15 protein-coding genes are annotated in these 18,359 nt (G+C 68.5%); 11 read left to right on the plus strand and 4 right to left on the minus strand.

Annotated elements, in window-relative coordinates:
* Positions 1-3: 3 nt before the first annotated feature.
* From ACZY1G_RS09545 to ACZY1G_RS09555, 3 genes are read left to right on the plus strand one after another with little or no spacing between them, the layout of a single operon-like run.
* A complete protein-coding gene (locus ACZY1G_RS09545; protein ID WP_463822277.1) occupies positions 4-630 on the plus strand; it encodes a hypothetical protein in 627 nt (208 codons plus the stop codon).
* Positions 630-3,764 (plus strand): helicase HerA domain-containing protein, encoded by a 3,135-nt coding sequence (locus ACZY1G_RS09550; protein WP_463822278.1) that lies wholly within the window; start codon positions 630-632, stop codon positions 3,762-3,764. The genes ACZY1G_RS09545 and ACZY1G_RS09550 overlap by 1 nt, the downstream gene beginning before the upstream one ends.
* A complete protein-coding gene (locus ACZY1G_RS09555) occupies positions 3,761-4,579 on the plus strand; it encodes a sulfurtransferase (protein WP_463814051.1) in 819 nt (272 codons plus the stop codon). The genes ACZY1G_RS09550 and ACZY1G_RS09555 overlap by 4 nt, the downstream gene beginning before the upstream one ends.
* On the opposite strand, the gene ACZY1G_RS09560 is transcribed toward ACZY1G_RS09555, so the two are convergent.
* Complete coding sequence (locus tag ACZY1G_RS09560; protein WP_463814052.1) at positions 4,550-5,932, minus strand: APC family permease; 1,383 nt, start codon at positions 5,930-5,932, stop codon at positions 4,550-4,552. The two genes, ACZY1G_RS09555 and ACZY1G_RS09560, sit on opposite strands and share 30 nt — an antisense overlap.
* Before the next feature lies 1 nt (position 5,933).
* Positions 5,934-7,559: an amidohydrolase gene (locus ACZY1G_RS09565; protein ID WP_463822279.1), complete on the minus strand. Its 1,626-nt coding sequence runs from the start codon at positions 7,557-7,559 to the stop codon at positions 5,934-5,936.
* 95 nt (positions 7,560-7,654) lie between these two features.
* Between ACZY1G_RS09565 and ACZY1G_RS09570 the strand changes: the two genes are divergently transcribed.
* The 3 genes from ACZY1G_RS09570 to ACZY1G_RS09580 are packed head-to-tail and all read left to right on the plus strand — an operon-like array spanning position 7,655 to position 10,198.
* Positions 7,655-8,251, plus strand: a complete 597-nt coding sequence (locus ACZY1G_RS09570; RefSeq protein ID WP_463822280.1) for a TetR/AcrR family transcriptional regulator — start codon at positions 7,655-7,657, stop codon at positions 8,249-8,251.
* A 58-nt stretch (positions 8,252-8,309) separates the two neighbouring features.
* Positions 8,310-9,872 (plus strand): FAD-dependent oxidoreductase, encoded by a 1,563-nt coding sequence (locus tag ACZY1G_RS09575; RefSeq protein WP_463814055.1) that lies wholly within the window; start codon positions 8,310-8,312, stop codon positions 9,870-9,872.
* Positions 9,869-10,198 carry a 4Fe-4S dicluster domain-containing protein gene (locus ACZY1G_RS09580; RefSeq protein ID WP_463822281.1) on the plus strand — a complete coding sequence of 110 codons (330 nt, stop codon included), beginning with the start codon at positions 9,869-9,871 and terminating at the stop codon, positions 10,196-10,198. The genes ACZY1G_RS09575 and ACZY1G_RS09580 overlap by 4 nt, the downstream gene beginning before the upstream one ends.
* 4 nt (positions 10,199-10,202) lie before the next feature.
* Here ACZY1G_RS09580 and ACZY1G_RS09585 read toward each other — a convergent pair whose 3' ends face one another.
* Both ACZY1G_RS09585 and ACZY1G_RS09590 read right to left on the minus strand, forming a co-directional pair.
* On the minus strand, positions 10,203-11,498 hold the full coding sequence (locus ACZY1G_RS09585) for an MFS transporter (protein ID WP_463822282.1): 1,296 nt from the start codon (positions 11,496-11,498) through the stop codon (positions 10,203-10,205).
* Positions 11,495-12,316: a sulfurtransferase gene (locus tag ACZY1G_RS09590; RefSeq protein WP_463814058.1), complete on the minus strand. Its 822-nt coding sequence runs from the start codon at positions 12,314-12,316 to the stop codon at positions 11,495-11,497. Before ACZY1G_RS09590 ends, ACZY1G_RS09585 begins: the two co-directional genes overlap by 4 nt.
* Positions 12,317-12,530: 214 nt before the next feature.
* On the opposite strand from ACZY1G_RS09590, the gene ACZY1G_RS09595 reads away from it, so the two are divergent.
* The 5 genes from ACZY1G_RS09595 (at position 12,531) to ACZY1G_RS09615 (ending at position 18,299) form a co-directional block, all read left to right on the plus strand.
* The gene (locus ACZY1G_RS09595; RefSeq protein WP_463822283.1) at positions 12,531-13,373 is read left to right on the plus strand and encodes a sulfurtransferase; all 843 of its coding nucleotides are present in this window, start codon (positions 12,531-12,533) and stop codon (positions 13,371-13,373) included.
* A 23-nt stretch (positions 13,374-13,396) separates the two neighbouring features.
* Positions 13,397-14,779 carry an NtaA/DmoA family FMN-dependent monooxygenase gene (locus ACZY1G_RS09600; RefSeq protein ID WP_463822284.1) on the plus strand — a complete coding sequence of 461 codons (1,383 nt, stop codon included), beginning with the start codon at positions 13,397-13,399 and terminating at the stop codon, positions 14,777-14,779.
* Positions 14,780-14,878: 99 nt separating this feature from the next.
* The gene (locus tag ACZY1G_RS09605; protein ID WP_463822285.1) at positions 14,879-15,817 is read left to right on the plus strand and encodes an ABC transporter permease; all 939 of its coding nucleotides are present in this window, start codon (positions 14,879-14,881) and stop codon (positions 15,815-15,817) included.
* A gap of 5 nt (positions 15,818-15,822) precedes the next feature.
* Positions 15,823-16,683, plus strand: a complete 861-nt coding sequence (locus ACZY1G_RS09610; protein ID WP_463814062.1) for an ABC transporter permease — start codon at positions 15,823-15,825, stop codon at positions 16,681-16,683.
* Complete coding sequence (locus ACZY1G_RS09615; RefSeq protein WP_463822286.1) at positions 16,680-18,299, plus strand: dipeptide ABC transporter ATP-binding protein; 1,620 nt, start codon at positions 16,680-16,682, stop codon at positions 18,297-18,299. The genes ACZY1G_RS09610 and ACZY1G_RS09615 overlap by 4 nt, the downstream gene beginning before the upstream one ends.
* Positions 18,300-18,359 lie beyond the last annotated feature (60 nt).

Genomic DNA, 18,359 nt, shown 5'->3' on the forward strand with positions numbered 1-18,359 from the left:
AGGGTGACTGCGACGCCGGGGGAGCTGACGGGAACCGAACGCGCGGTGCTGCTGGTCTTGATGGCCCGGGCCAAGCCCGTGCCGAATTCCGAGCTGGCAGCTCTGGGCCCCGCGCTGGACAAGGCGGGACGGGAGAAGCTGAACCGTTCGGGGTTGATCGATTCCGAGCGGGTCGGCAATCGGTACGTCCACGAGTTGACCGACCGCGGCTGGCGACTGTGCCGCGAACTGCTCGATGCGCCACCACCAGCGCGAGCCACCAGTCCGGCGAAGGCATTGCAGACGATCCTCGCGGGGTTGGGCCGCTACCTCGAGACCGCGCACCTGAGTCTGGCGGACGTGTTCGGCCCTGGGGACGCGCCAGCGCACACGCCGACTGTCGAGGACCGCATCCGCGCGGTCTACACCGAGCTGGCACCGCGGCCCGGCGGCTGGGTGCCGCTGCGCCGGCTGCGCGCCGAGCTCGACGCCCCGCGCGACGCCGTCGACGCCGCGCTGGCCGCGCTGCACCGCAGGCCGGGGGTGAGTGTGATCCCCGAGGAGAACCAGAAACAGCTGACCGACGAAGACCGTGCCGCCGCCGTGCTGATCGGTGACCGGCCCAAGCATCTGATCGCGATCGAGGGCTGATGGACGCATCACAGCGAGAAGCGCTGACCGCGCTGCGCCTGACCTGGGCGCCCACCAGCGACGACCTGTGGCGTCCGCAGGCCGCCACTCACGTCAGCGGGCTCAACGACGCCGCGGTCGACGACGTGATGGCGGCGTTCGGCGACGCGCAGGCCGACCCGGAATCCAGCCCCCTGGGTGTAGTGATCCGCGGCCCCGCCGGCTCGGGCAAGACGCATCTGCTGGGCCAGATCCGTGAGCGCGTGCAGACCGACGGCGGCTTCTTCTTCGTCGTCGAACTGCTCGACGCGGCCAGCTTCTGGGAGTCGGTGCGCAGCGGCGTGCTGGAGAGCCTCGGCAGACCGGGACATCGACTGGAGACCCAACTCAAGGACGTGCTCTGGGAGCTGGCCTCGCTGGCGCATGTCTCCCGTGCCGATCGGCGGGCGCTGGTCGGCGACGACGACCTGGACGCCGAGACGCTGTACCGCTTCGTGATGGCCCTGGCCAAGGAGCCGTCGGCGAAAGAGACGGTGCGGCAATGCCATCAGGCGCTGCGCGCATTGGTTCTGCTGGCGTCCAACGACTTCATCGCCCACGACATCGGCGAGGGATTCCTGCAGGGCAGTGAGGAGTTCACCGCCGAGGAGCGTGGCCCCTGGGGATTGCGGACCGCGCCCGCCTCGGCGCAGGAATGCGTGCGCGACATCGCCAGGCTGGTCGCGCTGGCCGGCCCTGCGGTGCTGGCCGTCGACCAGATCGACACGCTGATCGCGCAATCACTGGCCGCCACAGGACAATCCGCCTCCGACGACGGTGACACCGGCGGGGACATCGTTCTCGAGCAGGTCGCCCACGGGTTGATGGCGGTGCGGCAGACGATGCGGCGGACCGTGCCGGTGGTGGCGTGCCTGCCCGCGGTGTGGGAACACATCCGGGACACGGCGACCGCCAGTGTGGCCGACCGCTTCCGGGTCACCGGGGTGCTCACGCCACTGCCGACCGCCGACATCGGGCGGGCGATCCTGGAGCGCCGCTTCACCGCCAGCTATCGGGCGGTCGGCTTCACGCCGCCGTACCCGAGCTGGCCGATCGCGCCCGAAGCGTTCGACGACGCGCCGTCCTACACGCCTCGACAGCTGCTGATCCGCGCGGACACCCACGTCCGCGAGTGCCTCAAGCACGGCGACGTCGCCGAACTGCACCACCTCGCGGGCGATGACGTGGTGTGGGAGACGTTGTCGGACAGTGGGTCTGGTCAGGAGGGCGCGGTCCTCGATCGCCGGTTCGCCGAGTACCGGCGGCGTGCGGTGCCGTCGGCGGCGACCGCCTCCGACGGCGAGGACATCACGATGCCCGAGCTGCTCGGCGCGGCACTGACCGCGTGGATCGCCGAACGCGACGGTGAACAGACCTTCGCCTGCGACCCGCCGCCAGGAACGCATGTCACGCTGCACGCCCGGCTGCGCGAGACGCTGGACAGCACGACCGAGGACGAACGGCACTGGGCCTTTCGCGCCGTCGCGGCCGACAATGCCAGCGCCGCGCTGAGCCGGGTTCGAAAAGCCGTCACCGCAGCGGGTTTCGGGCCTGGAGCCGGCCGGCGCCAGCTGTTTCTGATCCGGAACACGCCCTGGCCGACGGGGAAGAAGACCGCCGAGGAGCTCGCGGCGTTCCACGCGTGGGGTGGCGCGACGGTTCCGGTGTCCGAGGACGACGTGCGGACGATGGCCGCGCTGCGCGACCTGTTCGCCGAGGACGATCCCGGACTGGCGGGGTGGTTACGGACGCGTCGGCCGGCGCACCGGATGACGCTGCTGGCGGACACCCTCGGTGAGGGGGTGGTCGAGGACGAGCCCGAGATCGATACCGGGAGTGAGCCTGTGGACGAGCCGGTCGACGAGACGCCCGCCGTCGACGTCCCCGACAGCGAGGTGCCGCTGGGCCGCGACCTCCACAGCGGCGAACCGGTGTCGATCCCGATGTCGGCGCTGCGCACACACGTCGCGATCTTCGCCGGATCAGGATCGGGCAAGACCGTCCTGATCCGCAGGTTGGTCGAGGAGTGCGCGCTGCGCGGCGTGTCCTCGATCGTGCTGGACCCGAACAACGACCTCTCCCGACTGGGCACCGCGTGGCCGCAGAAGCCCGACGGGTGGCACCGTTCCGACGACGACCGCGCCGAGGACTACCTGCGCTCCACCGAGGTCACGATCTGGACGCCGCGACGCACCAGCGGTCGTCCGCTGAGCTTCCAGCCGCTGCCCGACTTCGCCAGCGTCGTCGACGACCACGACGAATTCTACGAAGCCGTCGAAGCTGCGTGCTCGGCGCTGGAACCGCAGGCGCTGATCACCGGCAAGACCCCGAAGGCCACCCGCGCCCGGGCAGTGTTGCGAGAAGCCTTGCAGCACTACGGCAGAACGACCGATCCGACCTTGGCCGGATTCGTCAGTCTGCTGGCCGATCTGCCGGAGGACGTCAGCAACATGGCCGGCGCGCACGAGATCGCCGACGACCTCTCCCAGAATCTGCGCGCCGCGATGGTCAACGACCCGCTGTTCGGCGGCGCGGGCACCCCTGTGGACCCGGGGATTCTGCTCACCCCCTCCGACGGTTACCGCGCGCGGGTATCGGTGATCAGCATGATCGGGTTGCCGTCCGACGAGCAGCGGCAGAGCTTCGTCAACCAGCTGCAGATGGCGCTGTTCGCGTGGATCAAACGCAACCCCGCCGGCGACCGGCCGCTCGGTGGCCTGCTCGTGATGGACGAGGCGCAGAACTTCGCTCCCGCACGGGGTTTCACGGCTTGCACCCGCAGCACGTTGGCTCTCTCGTCCCAGGCCCGTAAATACGGTCTGGGGCTGGTGTTCGCCACGCAGGCGCCCAAGGGGCTGAACCTGAACATCCCCGGCAACGCGGCCACCCAGTTCTACGGGCTGCTCAACGCGCCCGCGCAGATCGAGACGGCGCGCGAGATGGCCAGGGCCAAGGGTGGACTCGTCGACGACATCAGCCGGCTGCGGGCGGGCAACTTCTACGTCGCGACCGAAGGAGAGTCGTTCCACCGCGTCGTCGAACCGTGGTGCCTGTCCTACCATCCGTCGAGCCCGCCGTCGGCCGACGAGGTCCTCGCTCTGGCGGCGCAGCGATGAGCGGCACGGACGTCTTCATCAGTACCGCGGAACTGGCCGGGATGCTCGAGCGCGGCGAGCCCGTCACGCTGCTCGACGTCCGGTGGTCGCTGCCCGAACCCGACGGGACCGAGGCCTATGGGCACGCTCACCTGCCGGGCGCGGTATACGTGTCGCTCGACGACGAGCTGTCCGACCACAGCGTCACCGGGCGAGGCAGGCACCCGCTGCCGTCGGGCGCGGCGCTGCAGGCCGCCGCGCGGCGCTGGGGCGTCCGCACCGGCGTTCCGGTGGTGGTCTACGACGACTGGAACCGGGCCGGATCGGCGCGGGCCTGGTGGGTGCTGACCGCCGCCGGTATCCCGAACGTCCGCATCCTCGACGGCGGCCTGTCCGCCTGGCGCGGTGAATTACGTTCGGGCACCGAGGTCGTCGAGCCCGGTGACGTCACCGTAGCCCACGACGACCTGTACGACGGTGCGTTGCCGACGGTCACCGCCGACGAGGCGGCCGCGGCGCCGGTGCTGATCGATGCCCGCGCGCCCGAGCGGTTCCGCGGCGACAGCGAGCCCGTCGACCCGGTGGCCGGACACATCCCCGGCGCACGCAACGTCCCCAGCACCAGCCTGCTCGCCGCCGACGGGACGCTGGCCGACGATCTCACCTCTCGGTTCGGGTCCGTCGGCGCACACCCCGCCGTCTACTGCGGGTCGGGTGTCACGGCGTCCCTTGTCGTGGCCGCCCTCGCGTCGGTCGGGGTGGACGCGGCACTGTTCCCGGGCTCGTGGTCGCAGTACAGCGCCGAGTCAGTGCGCCCGGTCGCTCTCGGCGAGTGACCCCGTCTCCTCGAGATCGAGGACGGGGGTGGGCCGCTGGAAGCCGCGCGTCACGACGGCCAGCCAGACGAAACCGATGGCCAGCCAGATCAATCCGATGGTCAGGGCCTCCCCGGACAGGCTGGTCCACAGCCATACCGTCAACAGGAAGCCGATGGCCGGCAGCACCACGTTCAGCACGACGTTGCGCTGCCGCTGATCGACGAAGTAGTGCTTGATCACCGACAGGTTGACCACCGAGAACGCCACCAGCGCACCGAAACTGACCACCGATGCCAGGATCGCGAGATCGATCACCAGTGCGAGCAGCGAGATGACGCTGACCGTGATGATGGCGTACACCGGGGTGCTGAACTTGATCGAGACGTGGCCGAACACCTTGCGCGGCAGGATGCCGTCACGGCCCATGGCGAACAGGATGCGCGCGACCGACGCCTGTGAGGTGAGCGCCGAACCGAGCGCGCCGGCGACGTAGGCGGCCGTGAAGAACACGTTGGCGAACGACCCGCCCGCGGCGAGCATCACGTCCGTCGAGCCGGTGTCGACGGATTCGAACTGGTTGGACGGGAACACCAGCTGCGAGACATACGACAGCACGATGAAGATGATGCCGGACACAATGGTCGCGATCATGATCGCCTGCGGCACGGTGCGTTTGGCGTCGCGGGCCTCCTCGGACAGCGTCGACACGGCGTCGAAACCCAGGAACGACAGGCACAGGATCGCGGCACCGGCCAGAACCGGGCTCATGCCGCCCGCGCTGCCGTCGCCGGTGAAGGGTGCCATCAGATCGACGGTGCCGTAGCCGGAGATCTTCGACAGCGCCAGCGCGATGAACACCACGATGAAGATCGCCTGGATCGCGATGATCAGGAAGTTGGCCCGCGCCACCGACACGATGCCGACGATGTTGAGCACCGTGACGATCGCGATCGAGACGAGCACGATCACCCACGCGGGAAGCGCGGGGACGGCGGCGTTCAGATACAGCCCGATCACCAGGTAGTTCAGCATCGGCAGGAACAGATAGTCGAGCAGCAGTGACCAGCCGGCGAGGAAGCCCACGGGCGCACCGAACGTCCGCTGTGTATACGTGTAGGCGGAACCCGCCACCGGGATGGCGGCCGCCATCCGGGCGTAGGACAGCGCGGTGAACACCATCGCGATCGTGGTGACGACGTAGGACGTCGGCACCCGGCCGCCGGAAGTCTCGGTGACGATGCCGTAGGTGGTGAACACCGTCAGCGGCACCATGTAGACGAGGCCGAAGAGCACCAGCGACGGCAGGCCCAGTGCCCGTTTCAGATGACCCTCGTTGGGGTCGGCGAGGAACGCGCCCGAATCTGTGCTCATGTCAGTTCTCTCCGTTCTCGGCCCGGTAGGCCGGTGCGCCGCGCAGGTAGGTGGCGCGGATGCCGATACCGGGAAGATCCAGCGGCGGCACGGCCCGTGGGTCGCGGTCTAGCCATACCAGGTCGGCGCTCGCCCCCGGGGCGATAACGCCCCAATCGTTATCAGCGAACGCCTGATTCGCAACGCCGGCGGTATATGCCGACAGTGCGCGCTCCACAGGCAGGATCTCGTGCGGCGTCCAGCCGCCCTCCGGCTCGCCCGCGGCGGTGCGTCGTGAGGCCGCCACGGCGATCCCGTCGAGCGGGGCGCCGGAGGACACCGGCCAATCCGAGCCGAAGCCCAGCGGCGCGCCGGAGGTGTCCAGCGTGCGGATCGGATACTGACGGTCCGAGCGTTCGGTGCCGAGCCGGGGGACCGTGAGGACCGTCATCAGCGCGTCGAGCTGCGCCCACAGCGGCTGCATGTTCGGGATCACGCCCAGCGCGGCGAACCGCGACAGGTCGGCCTCGTCGATGAGTTGGCAGTGTGCGATCACCGGCCGACGATCGCGAGGACCGTTCTGTGCGACAACGTATTCGATGGCGTCGAGGGCCTGGCGCACCGCGGCGTCACCGATCGCGTGGATGTGGATCTGCAGTCCGAGCTCGTCGACGCGTTGGGCGGCGTGCGCCAGCGAGTCGCCTTCCCAGTTCCGCATCCCGCGGTTCTCGTGCGCGTGCATTCCTGTGCAGTAGGGCGCCAGCAGCGCACCGGTCTCGTTCTCCACGACTCCGTCGGCGAAGAACTTCACCGTGTTCGCGGTGAGCAGGGGGTTCGCGGCGTCGGCCACCGCGCGCTCCTGCTCGGCGAAATGGGTGACCTGGCTGTCGAAGTGGCGCGGATCGCCGTAGAGAGCGAGGTTGAAACGCATGCGCAAGGCACCGCGGCGGGCCGCCTCGACGTACGTGGCGACATCGGCCGGTTCGACCCAGGCGTCCTGCACCCACGTCACGCCGCGGGAGAGGTAGTAGTCGGCGGCGGTACCGAGAGCCCCGATGCGGACGTCCTCGTCGCGCGGGGGCATCACGTTCATCACGAGATCGGTTGCGCCCCACTCGCGCAGCGTGCCGAGCACCGATCCGTCGTCGCGGTGCGGGATCTCGCCGAGCGCCGGGTCGGGAGTGTCGGCGGTGATGCCCGCGCGCTGCAGCGCCACGCTGTTGCACCACACCGTGTGGTAATCCCACGCGCGCAACACCACTGGCCGATCCGGCACCGCCGCGTCGAGCCAGCGCGCGTCGAACAGCCCGCCGGGGGCGAGGCTGCCGTCATAGGAGGCGCCGACGATCCAGTCCTCGTCGGGATGATCTTCCGCGTACTGCTTGACGGTCAGCACGATCTCGTCGACCGATGTGCACGGCCGCACGGCCGGCCCGACGGACTCCAGGCCGCCGTAGAGCGGATGGGCGTGTCCGTCGCCGAACGACGGCATCAGGAAGCCGCCGTCGAGATCGATCGTCTCTGCCTGCGCGGCGCTTGCTTTCGCGTCCTCACCGAGGGCGGCGACGACACCGTCGACGACGAGGACGGCGTCGGTCTCCGTCTCGCCCGCCCACACCACGCCGCCTGCGAACAGCGTCGCGCTCACGCGAGCACCAGAGTGAAGGTCATCGAACTCCTAAAACGAATGAAGTTCGTTTATTGTGGACTCACTCACCCGACCGTGCAAGAGGGGAGCACGACGTGGGCCGACCCCGTACGCCTCTGCTGTCGCACGACCGGATCGCCGAGGCCGCCCTGGACCTGGTGATCAGCACCGGTGGCTTCACGATCGCCGGGGTCGCCCGCAAGCTGCGGGTGCGCCCGTCGTCTTTGTACAACCACGTCGGCGGCCGCGACGACGTGGTCGAACTCCTGCGCGAGCGCGCGATGTCCGACGTCGAGCTGCCCGTCGACGACCCCGAGCGACCGTGGCGCGATGTGGTCGCCGACATCGCACGCTCCTACCGGCGCAGCTTCGCCCGCTACCCGCAGCTCATCCCGCTGCTCACCGAGTACGCCGTCAACAGCCCGCAGGCCATCACGATGTACAACGCGTTGGCGGCCACGCTCACTCGTGCGGGCTTTGACCCGGCGGACACGCTGCGGTCCATCACACTGGTGGATTCCTACGTGCTCGGCTCCGCGTTGGATGTCGCCGCGCCGGACCAGCCGTGGCGCCACCGCGAAGAAGTCGGGCCGGAATTGGCCGCCGCACTGGAGACCGGAGCACCCAAACCACAACGCGCCGACGACGCGTTCGAGTTCGGTCTCGCGGTGCTGTTGCGCGGGCTGGGGTGAAATCACCCGGATTCAAAGGGTTTCGTCGCCGCACCTGACTGCGGCAGCATCGCCAGGAGTGAGCACCTCGCGCAATGACGTGTGCCTGCAGACCGACGTGCTGGTGATCGGGGGTGGGCCCGCGGGAACGTGGGCCGCGATCCGAGCGGCGGAGGCCGGCGTCGACGTCGTGCTGGTCGACAAGGGCTACACCGGCACGAGCGGCGCGACAGCGTCAGCAGGCACAGGAGTCTGGTACGTCGAGCGCGACCAGCGTGAGGCGGCTGTCCTCTCCCGCGAGAAGCTCGGCGCGGGCCTGACCGATCGCACCTGGATGATGCGCGTGCTCGACGAAACCTACTCGCGGATGGACGAACTCGCGCGGGTGCAGCGCTACCCGTTTCCGATCGGCCCTGACGGCTGCCTCGTCAAAGACGACCTCCAAGGGCCCGAGTACATGCGCCGCCAACGGTTACGGGTGCAGAGGCTGGGCGTGCGCATCCTCGATCACACGCCGGCGCTGTGTCTACTCCTCCACGACGGTGTCGTGTCTGGAGCCGAGGCCGTCGAACGCAGCACCGGTCGAGGCGTACGGATCGACGCGGGCGCCGTGGTGATGGCCGCCGGAGGGTGCGCATTCCGGTCGAAGACGCTGGGGTGTGACGTCGACACCGGTGACGGTGCCCTGATGGCCGTCGAGGCGGGCGCAGTGCTCTCGGGGATGGAATTCTCCAACGCGTATGCGATCGCCCCCAAGGGCACCGGTATCACCAAGAACGCCTTCTACAACTGGGCGACGTTCTACCGTGCCGACGGATCTGTTCTCGACATCCCGCGCTCCAAAGACCGCACGGTGCTCGCGCAGACGTTGCTCAGCGAACCGGTTCTGGCCTGCATCGACCGCGCAGCACCCGCACAGCAGGCGATGATGCGCACCGCGCAGCCCAACTTCTTCCTCGGCTTCGACCGGCTCGGCATCGACCCGTTCACCGAGCCCTTCGAGATCACCCTCGTGACCGAAGGCACCGTGCGCGGCACCGGCGGTGTCCGTATCGCCGGAATCGACTGCGCCACAGATGTTCCCGGACTCTATGCGGCCGGCGACACGGCCACCCGCGAACTGATCACGGGCGCGTGGACGGGCGGCGGGGCGCACAACGCGTCCTGGGCAGCCTGCTCCGGGGGATGGGCAGGCACCGGGGCGGCGGACTTCGCGAGGCATCGGGGTCGGCCCGCGCCCGAGGCCGTCGCCACCGAGGGTTCCGAGATCACCGCACACCGCGGCGTCGTCGACGACGTGAAGAGTCAGGTGTTGCCCTACGACATCAACTGCCTCCGCCACGGCGACCGGCTCGGACCCGCGTTGGCCGTGTTGAACGATCTATGGAACTCGACTCGGACGTCACCGCGAGCGACGGGCGAAGACCGGTTCCGCGCTCGCGAGGCGGCTGCCATGCTGGCCCACGGCCGGTGGATGTACCACGCGGCGTTGGCGCGCACGGAAAGCCGCGGGATGCATCGCCGATTCGACCATCCCGAACCCGACCCGGCGCAGTCCCACCGATTGATCACCGGTGGGCTCGAGGAGCTGTGGTCAGTTCCCGAGCCGCGATGGTTGGATGACCGGAGACACGCCGCATGATCGAGATCGTCGACAGTGATCGGTGTATCGGGTGTGACCGCTGCATCGACATCTGTCCCACCAGGGTTTTCGACCGTGGCGCCGACGGAGTGCCGGTGATCGCGCGCCACCTCGACTGCCAGACATGCTTCCAGTGCGAGGCCTACTGCCCTGTCGACGCCCTCTTCGTCGCCCCGATCGTCGAACCGGCGCCTGTCAGCTCACCACTGCGCAGCCTCGAACACGTCGAGAGCGCTGGCCTGCTCGGCTCGTATCGGAGTGCGCTGGGGTGGGGCAAGGGGCGAACTCTGGGTGCGCGCAACGCCATTCAGCCGGACATGGCGTGAACGCTCAGGGCTTCGGATCGTCGCGGTCGTAGTCCCGGAAGGAAGAGACCCGGCGGCTCAGCAGCCAGACCACCAGAAGCATGGCGAGGCCGCCTGCTGTCAGCGGACTCCAGATCGCGAATGCGCTGGCCACCGCGCCGGTCACCACATCGCCGACCCGCGGTCCCCCTGTCACGATGATCGAGAAGATGCTCTGCACTCGGCCTCGCAACTCATCGGGCACCGCGGCCTGCAGAATCGCCCCGCGGAAGATCGCCGACACCCCGTCGGCCGCGCCTCCGACCGCCAGAGTCGCTGCCAGCGCCGCGATCGCGGCAGTCGCCGTTCCGTGTGCCGGTCGCGCCAGCGCGATCAGGATCACGACACCGCCGGCGACGATGGACGCCGCGTAAAGATAGGACACCACCAGGATGGCGACGCCCTGCCGACGCACTGTGCCGGTCCAGCCGGAGAACAGTGCGTTGACCATGGCGCCCGCCGCCGACGCCGCGGACAGCACGCCCACGGTCGTGACGCCGCCGCCCAACGTCACCGCCCCGAGTGCGGGGAACAGCACCCGCGGCTGGACCAAGGCCATCGCGACGAGATCGAGTGTCAGCGCGAATCGGATGTTGTCGGCGCGCCGCAGATAGCCCAGGCCGTCCCGTACCGCCCGCAGCGCGCCGAGCTGCCGCACCCGGTCCAGCGGCCGCAGGGCCGGCAGGGACCACACCCCTATGAACGCTGCGGTGTGCAATACCGCGTCCACCAGGAATGCGGTCTGGAATCCGCCGGCCCCGACCGCCGCGGCACCCAGCAGGGGACCGATCGTCGCCATCAGACCCATGTTGATGCCGTTGAGTGCGGCGGCCGCCGGCAGCAGTTCGCGGGGCAGTAATCGCGGCACGATGGCGCGGCGAGTGATGCCTCCGACCGTGTTCGCCACCGAATTGACCGTGGCCGCGGCGTAGAGGATCCACAGCGACGTGCCGCCCAGCCAGGCGTGGCCGGTCAGCACGAGGATCGCCATCCATGACACCACGGAGGCGACCATCGCGACGCGACGTCGGTCGAACCTGTCGGCCAGAGTGCCTCCGTACAGGCCGATGACGACCATGGGAGCCAGAGCGATACCGGCGATCAGCGACACCGCGAACGTCGACGAGGTGATGGAGTACACCTGCAGGGCGACGGTGACGACCGTCATCTCCTGCCCGATGCTGCCCAGTGCGGTGCCCGCCCACAATCGGCCGAAGGCGCGGCTTTCCCGGAACGGGGAGAGGTCGAGCAGGAGCCTGCGGCGCGTGCCGGGCGGGCTCACCGCGCGAGGCTGCGGGACGGATCGGCGGTCCACTCCGATGCCGACCCCACGTAGAGGCGCGCCCGCACGCCCAGAATTGACAGCACGAACACCTCCGATGACGCGGCGACCCCGCTGCCGCAATACGCCGCCGGTTCGGTGCCCGCCGCGATGCCGAACGCGGCCGCGGTGGCGCGCAGAGCGTCATCGGGCAGTAGATACCCTGCTGCGTCGAAGTATTCGACGATCGGAGCACTGCGAGCGCCGGGTATGTGTCCCGCAGCCGCGTCGAACGGGTGTGAGAATTTGGCGGCGGGGCGGGCGTCGAACAACAATCCCTGGTCGGCGAATCCGGGCACCTCATCGATCTCCACGACCGGCAGACCACCCGGCCGGATGGTGAACGCGGATTCCGGCCTGCCCGTCTCCGATTCGCCGACAGCGATCTCGCCGCGCCACGCGTCGAAGCCGCCGTCGAGCACACGGACCGAGTCGATGCCGGCCCACCTCAGCAGCCACCACGCCCGTGCCGGTGCGGCAGAGCGCGGCGTTCCATAGACGACGACCTCGGTGTCGGAGTCGATTCCCCACCGTCGGACCGTCTTCTCGAAGTCTGCGGGGTCAGGCAGCGGACGCTTGCCATTACGGCCCGTGCTCGTTCCGGCGAGATCGCGGTCCACATCAACGAAGACGGCGCCGGCGATGTGCGCAGCCCGGTAGGCCTCAGGGTCGGGCCGGTCCTCCTCGGCGACGAAGCGAACGTCCAGCACCACGGTCTGCGGCCGGCGGGCGAGTTCCTCGGCGTCGATCAGGTGAGCCGAGCGCGCCGTGTCACCCATCAGTTTTCTCCTCACTCTGAACGTGCCTGTTCCCGAGTTATGTTTCATAACATTGCGAGCGGCACGCGGGGTCGGGAAAAACTACGCCTGACGCAAACTCGCCCGACTTATTCTCGTGGCAAGGGAAATTATGGACGGTCGCCCGCAAAGCTCCTTAATGTGCTTGCACAGCAATGGTTTTGTATCAATTGCGAAGTGACACAAAAGGAGCGTGATGGCTCTCATCACCCGCAGCATCGTCTCGGTCGAGGAGCTCGATGCCGGCCTCGGCGACCCGAACCTGGCCGTCATCGAGGTCCATGCCACCGCTCCCGAGCGCGCACTCATTCCCGGCGCGCGGCCTGTGTACTGGAAGGACCTCGCCTGGCATCCGCTCGAGCGGGAGCTCGCCACCGGAGCTGAGCTGTCCGCGCGGCTGTTCCGTCTCGGCGCCGGCGAAGGGTCGCGCATCGTTCTGGCCGGCGACCCGACGCAGTTCGCCGCCTACGTGCTGTGGGCGCTGCGCGTCCGCGGATACGACGACATCGCCTATCTGGACGGGGGGTTGGAGGCATGGCGGGCATCGGGTGCCGACTCCGACCGCACCGTGGAACGGGTCGCCCCCCGCTCACCTCTGCCGGTTCCCGAACCCACCGCCGAGCACGTGAGGCTGCGCATCGGCCGCGACGACGTGCGCGCGCTGCTGGATCGCGACGACGTCGTGATCGTGGATTACCGCACCCCCGAGGAGTACAGCGGCGCACGGGTCAGCGGACCGAACGCCCCTCTCGACCACGGCGCCGAACGGCACGGTCGGATTCCCGGCGCCCGGCACCTGTTCTTCCGCGACCTGCTCGACGCCCACGGGCGGCTGCGGGACCGTGCTGAACTGCAGCGCATTGTCAGCGAGAAGATCGGTGCCACAGACAATCTCGTGATCAACTACTGCCGACTTTCGCACCGCTCGACACTGGGTTGGATCGCGCTGTCCGAGGTGCTCGGCATCGACAACGTCCGTGTCTACGACGGCTCCTGGACCGAGTGGGGCAGCATCGTCGGCTTCCCCATCGAAAAATAGCGGCGCGACAACGAAAGAACCACATGAGCTTTCCTCACGATTCGATCACCCTCAATCTCAACCTGATTCCCGGCGGTGTGTTCCCCGGAGCATGGCGCGCAGGAGACGGCGACGCCCACCAGTACTCGAGCCTCGAGCACTACATCGAGGTCGCCAAAATCGCCGAACGCGGGCTGTTCGACGCCGTGTTCCTCGCCGACACCCCGGTATGGCGCTACCGAGGTGAGTACCGCCCTTTCCGCGGACTGGATCCGACACTGGCTTTCGCCGCCGTGGCCCAGCACACATCCCACATCGGTCTGGTCGCCACCGGTTCCAGTTCCTACAACTCTGCCTACAACCTCGCGCGGCGCATCTCCACACTCGACCACATCAGCAGCGGCCGTGCGGCCTGGAATATCGTTGCCACCAACGGTGACGACGTGGCACGCAACTTCGGCCGGGACCAGGGGCTCGATCACGACGCCCGATACCGCCGGGCGCACGAGTTCGTCGAGGTCGTGCTGGCACTCTGGGACGGCTGGGCCGACGACGCCTGGGTCGCCGACCGCGCCACCGGCACGTATGTCGACGAAAAGCGGATCAGGGCAGTCGATTACACCGGCGAATTCATCAATGCCGCCGGACCGCTGCCCTTGCCGCGTTCTCCCCAGGGACATCCGGTCCTGGTCCAGGCCGGTTCCTCGCCGGACGGAATCGGCCTGGCATCGAGGTTCGCCGACGCCGTGTACACCGTGCAGCCGACGATCGAATCGGCCATCGCGTTCCGCGACACCGTGCGGGATCGGGCCCGGGGCTGGGGCCGCGACCCCGACACGATCCGTGTGCTTCCCGGTCTGATCACCCTCGTCGCTCCCACCGAGGCCGAGGCCCGTGCGCGCGAGATCGAACTGCGCGAACTGCACACCGAACATTTCGCGATCAACGCGCTGGCACTGCAGATCGGCGTTCCCGTCGAGGTGCTCGATCTGGACCGGGAATTGCCATGGGATCTGGTTCCGGCCGACGGTGAACTCGGCGCGCAGGGAGGGCATTTCGCCGCACTGATCGGCACGGCGCGGCGCGAGCGATACACCGTGCGGCAGATCCTGGCCCGTCAGGGTGGTGGGTTGACCCATGTCACCGCGATCGGTGCGCCCGAACAGGTCGCCGACCAGATCGAGACCTGGGTGAAGGCCGGTGCCGCCGACGGCTTCAACATCATGGCCGCGCAATTACCCGACGTGGCAACCGAGTTCGTGGATCACGTGGTGCCACTGCTGCAACAACGAGGTGTGTTCCGCACCGAGTATCCAGGGTCCACGCTGCGCGACACTCTGGGTCTGGAGCGCCCCGACGACGGCTTCGACGGTCACGTCGCTTCCGGTAAGAGCTTGCACACGGTGGGGGAGGCCGCGTTCGGCTGACCGCCTGACGCGATCACGATGACGCTCCTCGAGACCACACACGCAGGCCTGCCGGATCCCACGGCTCTTCCCGCGCCACATGTGCGACACACCGGCCGTTTGTCAGGACTGGCTTTCCAATTGCGCTACATCGGCGAGAAAATCTTCGCCGCGGCAGTCGTGTTGTGGTTGGCCGCGTCCGCAGCCTTTCTGGCCGTCCACCTGTCTCCCGGGGACCCCGTCACGCTGCTGATGGGTGAATTCGACACCCCCGCACTCCGCGCGGCCATCGAAGCCCAATGGGGCCTCGACAAGCCTTTGATGGTCCAGTATCTCGACTTCCTGGTTCGCCTGCTCCACGGCGACTTCGGGACGTCCTATGTGCAACGAGTGCCGGTCAGCGACATCCTGTTCGGGCATCGTCTGATCGCCAGTGCACAACTCACCTGCACGGCCACGTTGATCGCCGTCACGGTGGCGCTGCTGGTCGCCCTGTCCACCGCGGGACGGCGCGGCGTGGGTGCTCGGATCACCTACCTGGGTGAGTTGACGTTCGCGTCCATCCCGACGTTCTGGCTGGGAATCGTGTTCATCACGGTGCTGTCGTTCCAACTCGGGCTCTTCCCGGTGGTGGGAGGCAGCACGGCCGCGAAGCTGATCCTGCCCAGCCTCACCCTGGGTCTGCCGCTGGCCGCGGTGCTATCGCAGGTTCTTCGCGAAGGCATCGAACGGTCGCTGGAACAGCCTTACGCCGTGAGCGCGGTGGCGCGCGGCATCTCACCGTGGCGCCTGAAGGTGCGTCACGGTCTGCGGCATGCGCTGATTCCGGCTGCAACCCTTGCCGGCTGGTCGGTCGGCGGCATGCTCACCGGCACCGTCATCGTCGAGCAGGTGTTCGGCCGGCCCGGCATCGGGCAGGCCACCGTCGTCGCCGTCACCCGCCAGGACGTACCCGTGGTGCTGGGCATCACGCTGCTCGCAGTTGCGCTGTACGTGGCGGTCAACACCGTCGTCGACATCCTCTATCTGTGGATCGACCCCCGGTTACGAGTGGGATGAGCTCGATGGCAACCACTTTCGCATTTCCGGGCCGATCCCTGTCCTCGGGGTTGACCCGATTCCGGCGTCCCGGCGTGCTCGTCGCCGTCGCCGTTCTCGCTCTACTCCTGCTCGCCGTTGCCGTTCCGGGGTTGTTCACCGGGCGGGACCCGCTGGCCAGCGACATGTCCAACGCCCTTGCCGCGCCGAGTCTGGAACACGTCTTCGGAACCGATCACCTAGGGCGCGACGTGTGGTCCCGCGTCGTGCACGGAGCGCGCTACTCCATCCTCATCGGGGTGGCCTCCACCGCCATCGGTGTGGTGATCGGTGTGGTTCTCGGACTGATCGCCGGAGTTTCCCACCGGCGCGTCGACGAGGCGATCTCGCGGGTCTTCGATGCCCTGGGTGCCTTCCCCGACCTGTTGTTCGCGCTGATGCTGATCACGCTGATCGGGCCCGGCACGACGAACGTCATCGCCGCGATCGCGATCGCGTCGGCTCCGCGGTACGGACGCGTCGTCCGCGCCGAAACGCTGCGGGTGCGCGAGTCCGACTATGTGGCGCAGTCTCGGCTCGCCATCTCGTCGGCGATGCGGCGCACAGTCCGCCATGTGTTTCCCAATGCGCTCGGCACCGTTCCTGTTCTCGCGACGCTGGGTGTGGGTACCGCGATCATCGGTGCTGCGGGACTGAGCTTCCTGGGTTTCGGACCCACCCCGCCGCTACCCGAATGGGGCTCGATGCTCTCCGACGCGCGGCAGGACCTGCGCCTGGCGTGGTGGGTCGGGTTCTTCCCCGGGGCGTTCATCACCCTCACCGTCGTGAGCGTCTCGGTCGCCGGTCGTCATCTGCAACGCCGCTTCGAACGAAGGGCCCAGGCGTGACGACCTCCGCGGACGATCTCCTAGTGGACGTCACGGGCCTGACGGTGGCTTTCGACAGCGTCCGGAACGACGACGGGTCGCCGCTGGAGGTGGTGGCTGACATCGACCTACACATCCACCGAGGCCGCATCACGGCGATCGTCGGCGAATCCGGTTCTGGGAAGTCGGTGACCGCCCGCAGCCTCGTCGGTCTCGCCGGCGACGGAAGCCGAACCACCGCAACGACTCTGAACATCCTCGGGGTCGACGCCCGGTCCTACACCGAGCCCGAGTGGCGTGCGGTCCGTGGCGCCCAGGTCGGGTTCGTGCTCCAGGACGCGTTGACGTCGCTCGACCCGCTGCGCACCGTGCAGGCGGAGGTGAGCGAGGCGCTGAACGTCCCGCGCAAGACGCGCACCGACGCCGTCGAGTCGCTCCTGGCCTCGGTCGGTATCCCCGACCCGTCGTACCGGCGGCGCAACTATTCGCACCAGCTGTCGGGCGGCCTGCGTCAACGCGCGCTGATCGCGTCGGCGCTCGCCGGGCAGCCCGACGTGCTCATCGCCGACGAGCCGACGACCGCGCTCGATGTCACCGTGCAGGCGAGAATTCTGGCCCTACTGCGCGAACTCGCCGATGACGGCAGAGGCATCCTGCTGATCAGTCACGATCTCGCGGTCGTGTCCGAGATTGCCGACGACGTGCTGGTCATGCACCGGGGCAGCATCGTCGAACAGGGCCCCGTCGGCGAGGTGATCGGTACCCCGCGCCACGACTACACCCGCGCTCTGGTGGCCGCGGTTCCCGGGCGCGCGACGCGCGGCCGCCGCCTCAGCGACCCGGACACGCCGGCCCCGCCTCCGGTGGCGGTCGGCCCGGACACCGTCGTCGCGGCCGTCGGGTTAGGCAAGTACTACCGGCGCCACCGCCGAGAAGAGTTCGCCGCCGCCGCCGATGTCAGCTTCACGATCCAGCGGGCCGAGATCGTGGGTCTGGTCGGAGAATCCGGTTCGGGCAAGTCGACGATCGCGCGCATCGTGACCGGACTCACCCCCACGGACACCGGCTATCTGGAGATCGGCGGACGGCGCTGGACGGGACGCCGCGGCCATCAACCCCCACGGCTGGGCGCCGTGCAACTCGTCGCGCAAGACTCGATCGCATCCTTCGATCCTCGCTTCACCGTGCGGGAGATCATCGACGAGACCGTCGCCGTGGTGCAGCCGTCGAAAGACAAGCGCGAGGCGCGGATTCGGGAACTTCTCGACCTGGTCCATCTGCCCGAAACGGTGATCGACCGGCATCCGCGATCACTTTCCGGCGGCCAGCGCCAACGCGTGTCGATCGCGCGGGCCCTCGGATCGGATCCGGAACTGCTGGTGTGCGACGAAGCTGTATCCGCGCTCGATGTCTCCATCCAAGCGCAGATCCTCGACCTATTGCTCGAGATTCGCGCTTCGCGAAAGACCGCTCTGCTGTTCATCTCCCACGACATCGGCGTCGTACATCACGTCGCCGACCGCGTGCTCGTGATGTACCGGGGTCGCGTAGTGGAAGAGGGCACCGCCGACGAGGTGTTCGACGCCCCGCGTGACTCCTACACCCGCGCGCTTCTCGCGGCGGTGCCCGCCCTGTGACCTGTCCACGTTCCTGACCAACCCCCCACCCGCCCCGCGGGCCGCGCACGCTGCGCGGCT

Source organism: Mycobacterium sp. IDUB_5 (genome assembly GCF_055419565.1).

Excerpts from the sequence above, each read along its gene's own strand:
- ACZY1G_RS09610 (WP_463814062.1), top strand. The coding sequence starts at position 15,823 with ATGGCAACCACTTTCGCATTTCCGGGCCGATCCCTGTCCTCGGGGTTG.
- ACZY1G_RS09590 (WP_463814058.1), bottom strand. The coding sequence starts at position 12,316 with ATGGGTGACACGGCGCGCTCGGCTCACCTGATCGACGCCGAGGAACTC.
- ACZY1G_RS09550 (WP_463822278.1), top strand. The coding sequence starts at position 630 with ATGGACGCATCACAGCGAGAAGCGCTGACCGCGCTGCGCCTGACCTGG.
- ACZY1G_RS09555 (WP_463814051.1), top strand. The coding sequence starts at position 3,761 with ATGAGCGGCACGGACGTCTTCATCAGTACCGCGGAACTGGCCGGGATG.
- ACZY1G_RS09560 (WP_463814052.1), bottom strand. The coding sequence starts at position 5,932 with ATGAGCACAGATTCGGGCGCGTTCCTCGCCGACCCCAACGAGGGTCAT.
- ACZY1G_RS09595 (WP_463822283.1), top strand. The coding sequence starts at position 12,531 with ATGGCTCTCATCACCCGCAGCATCGTCTCGGTCGAGGAGCTCGATGCC.
- ACZY1G_RS09580 (WP_463822281.1), top strand. The coding sequence starts at position 9,869 with ATGATCGAGATCGTCGACAGTGATCGGTGTATCGGGTGTGACCGCTGC.
- ACZY1G_RS09600 (WP_463822284.1), top strand. The coding sequence starts at position 13,397 with ATGAGCTTTCCTCACGATTCGATCACCCTCAATCTCAACCTGATTCCC.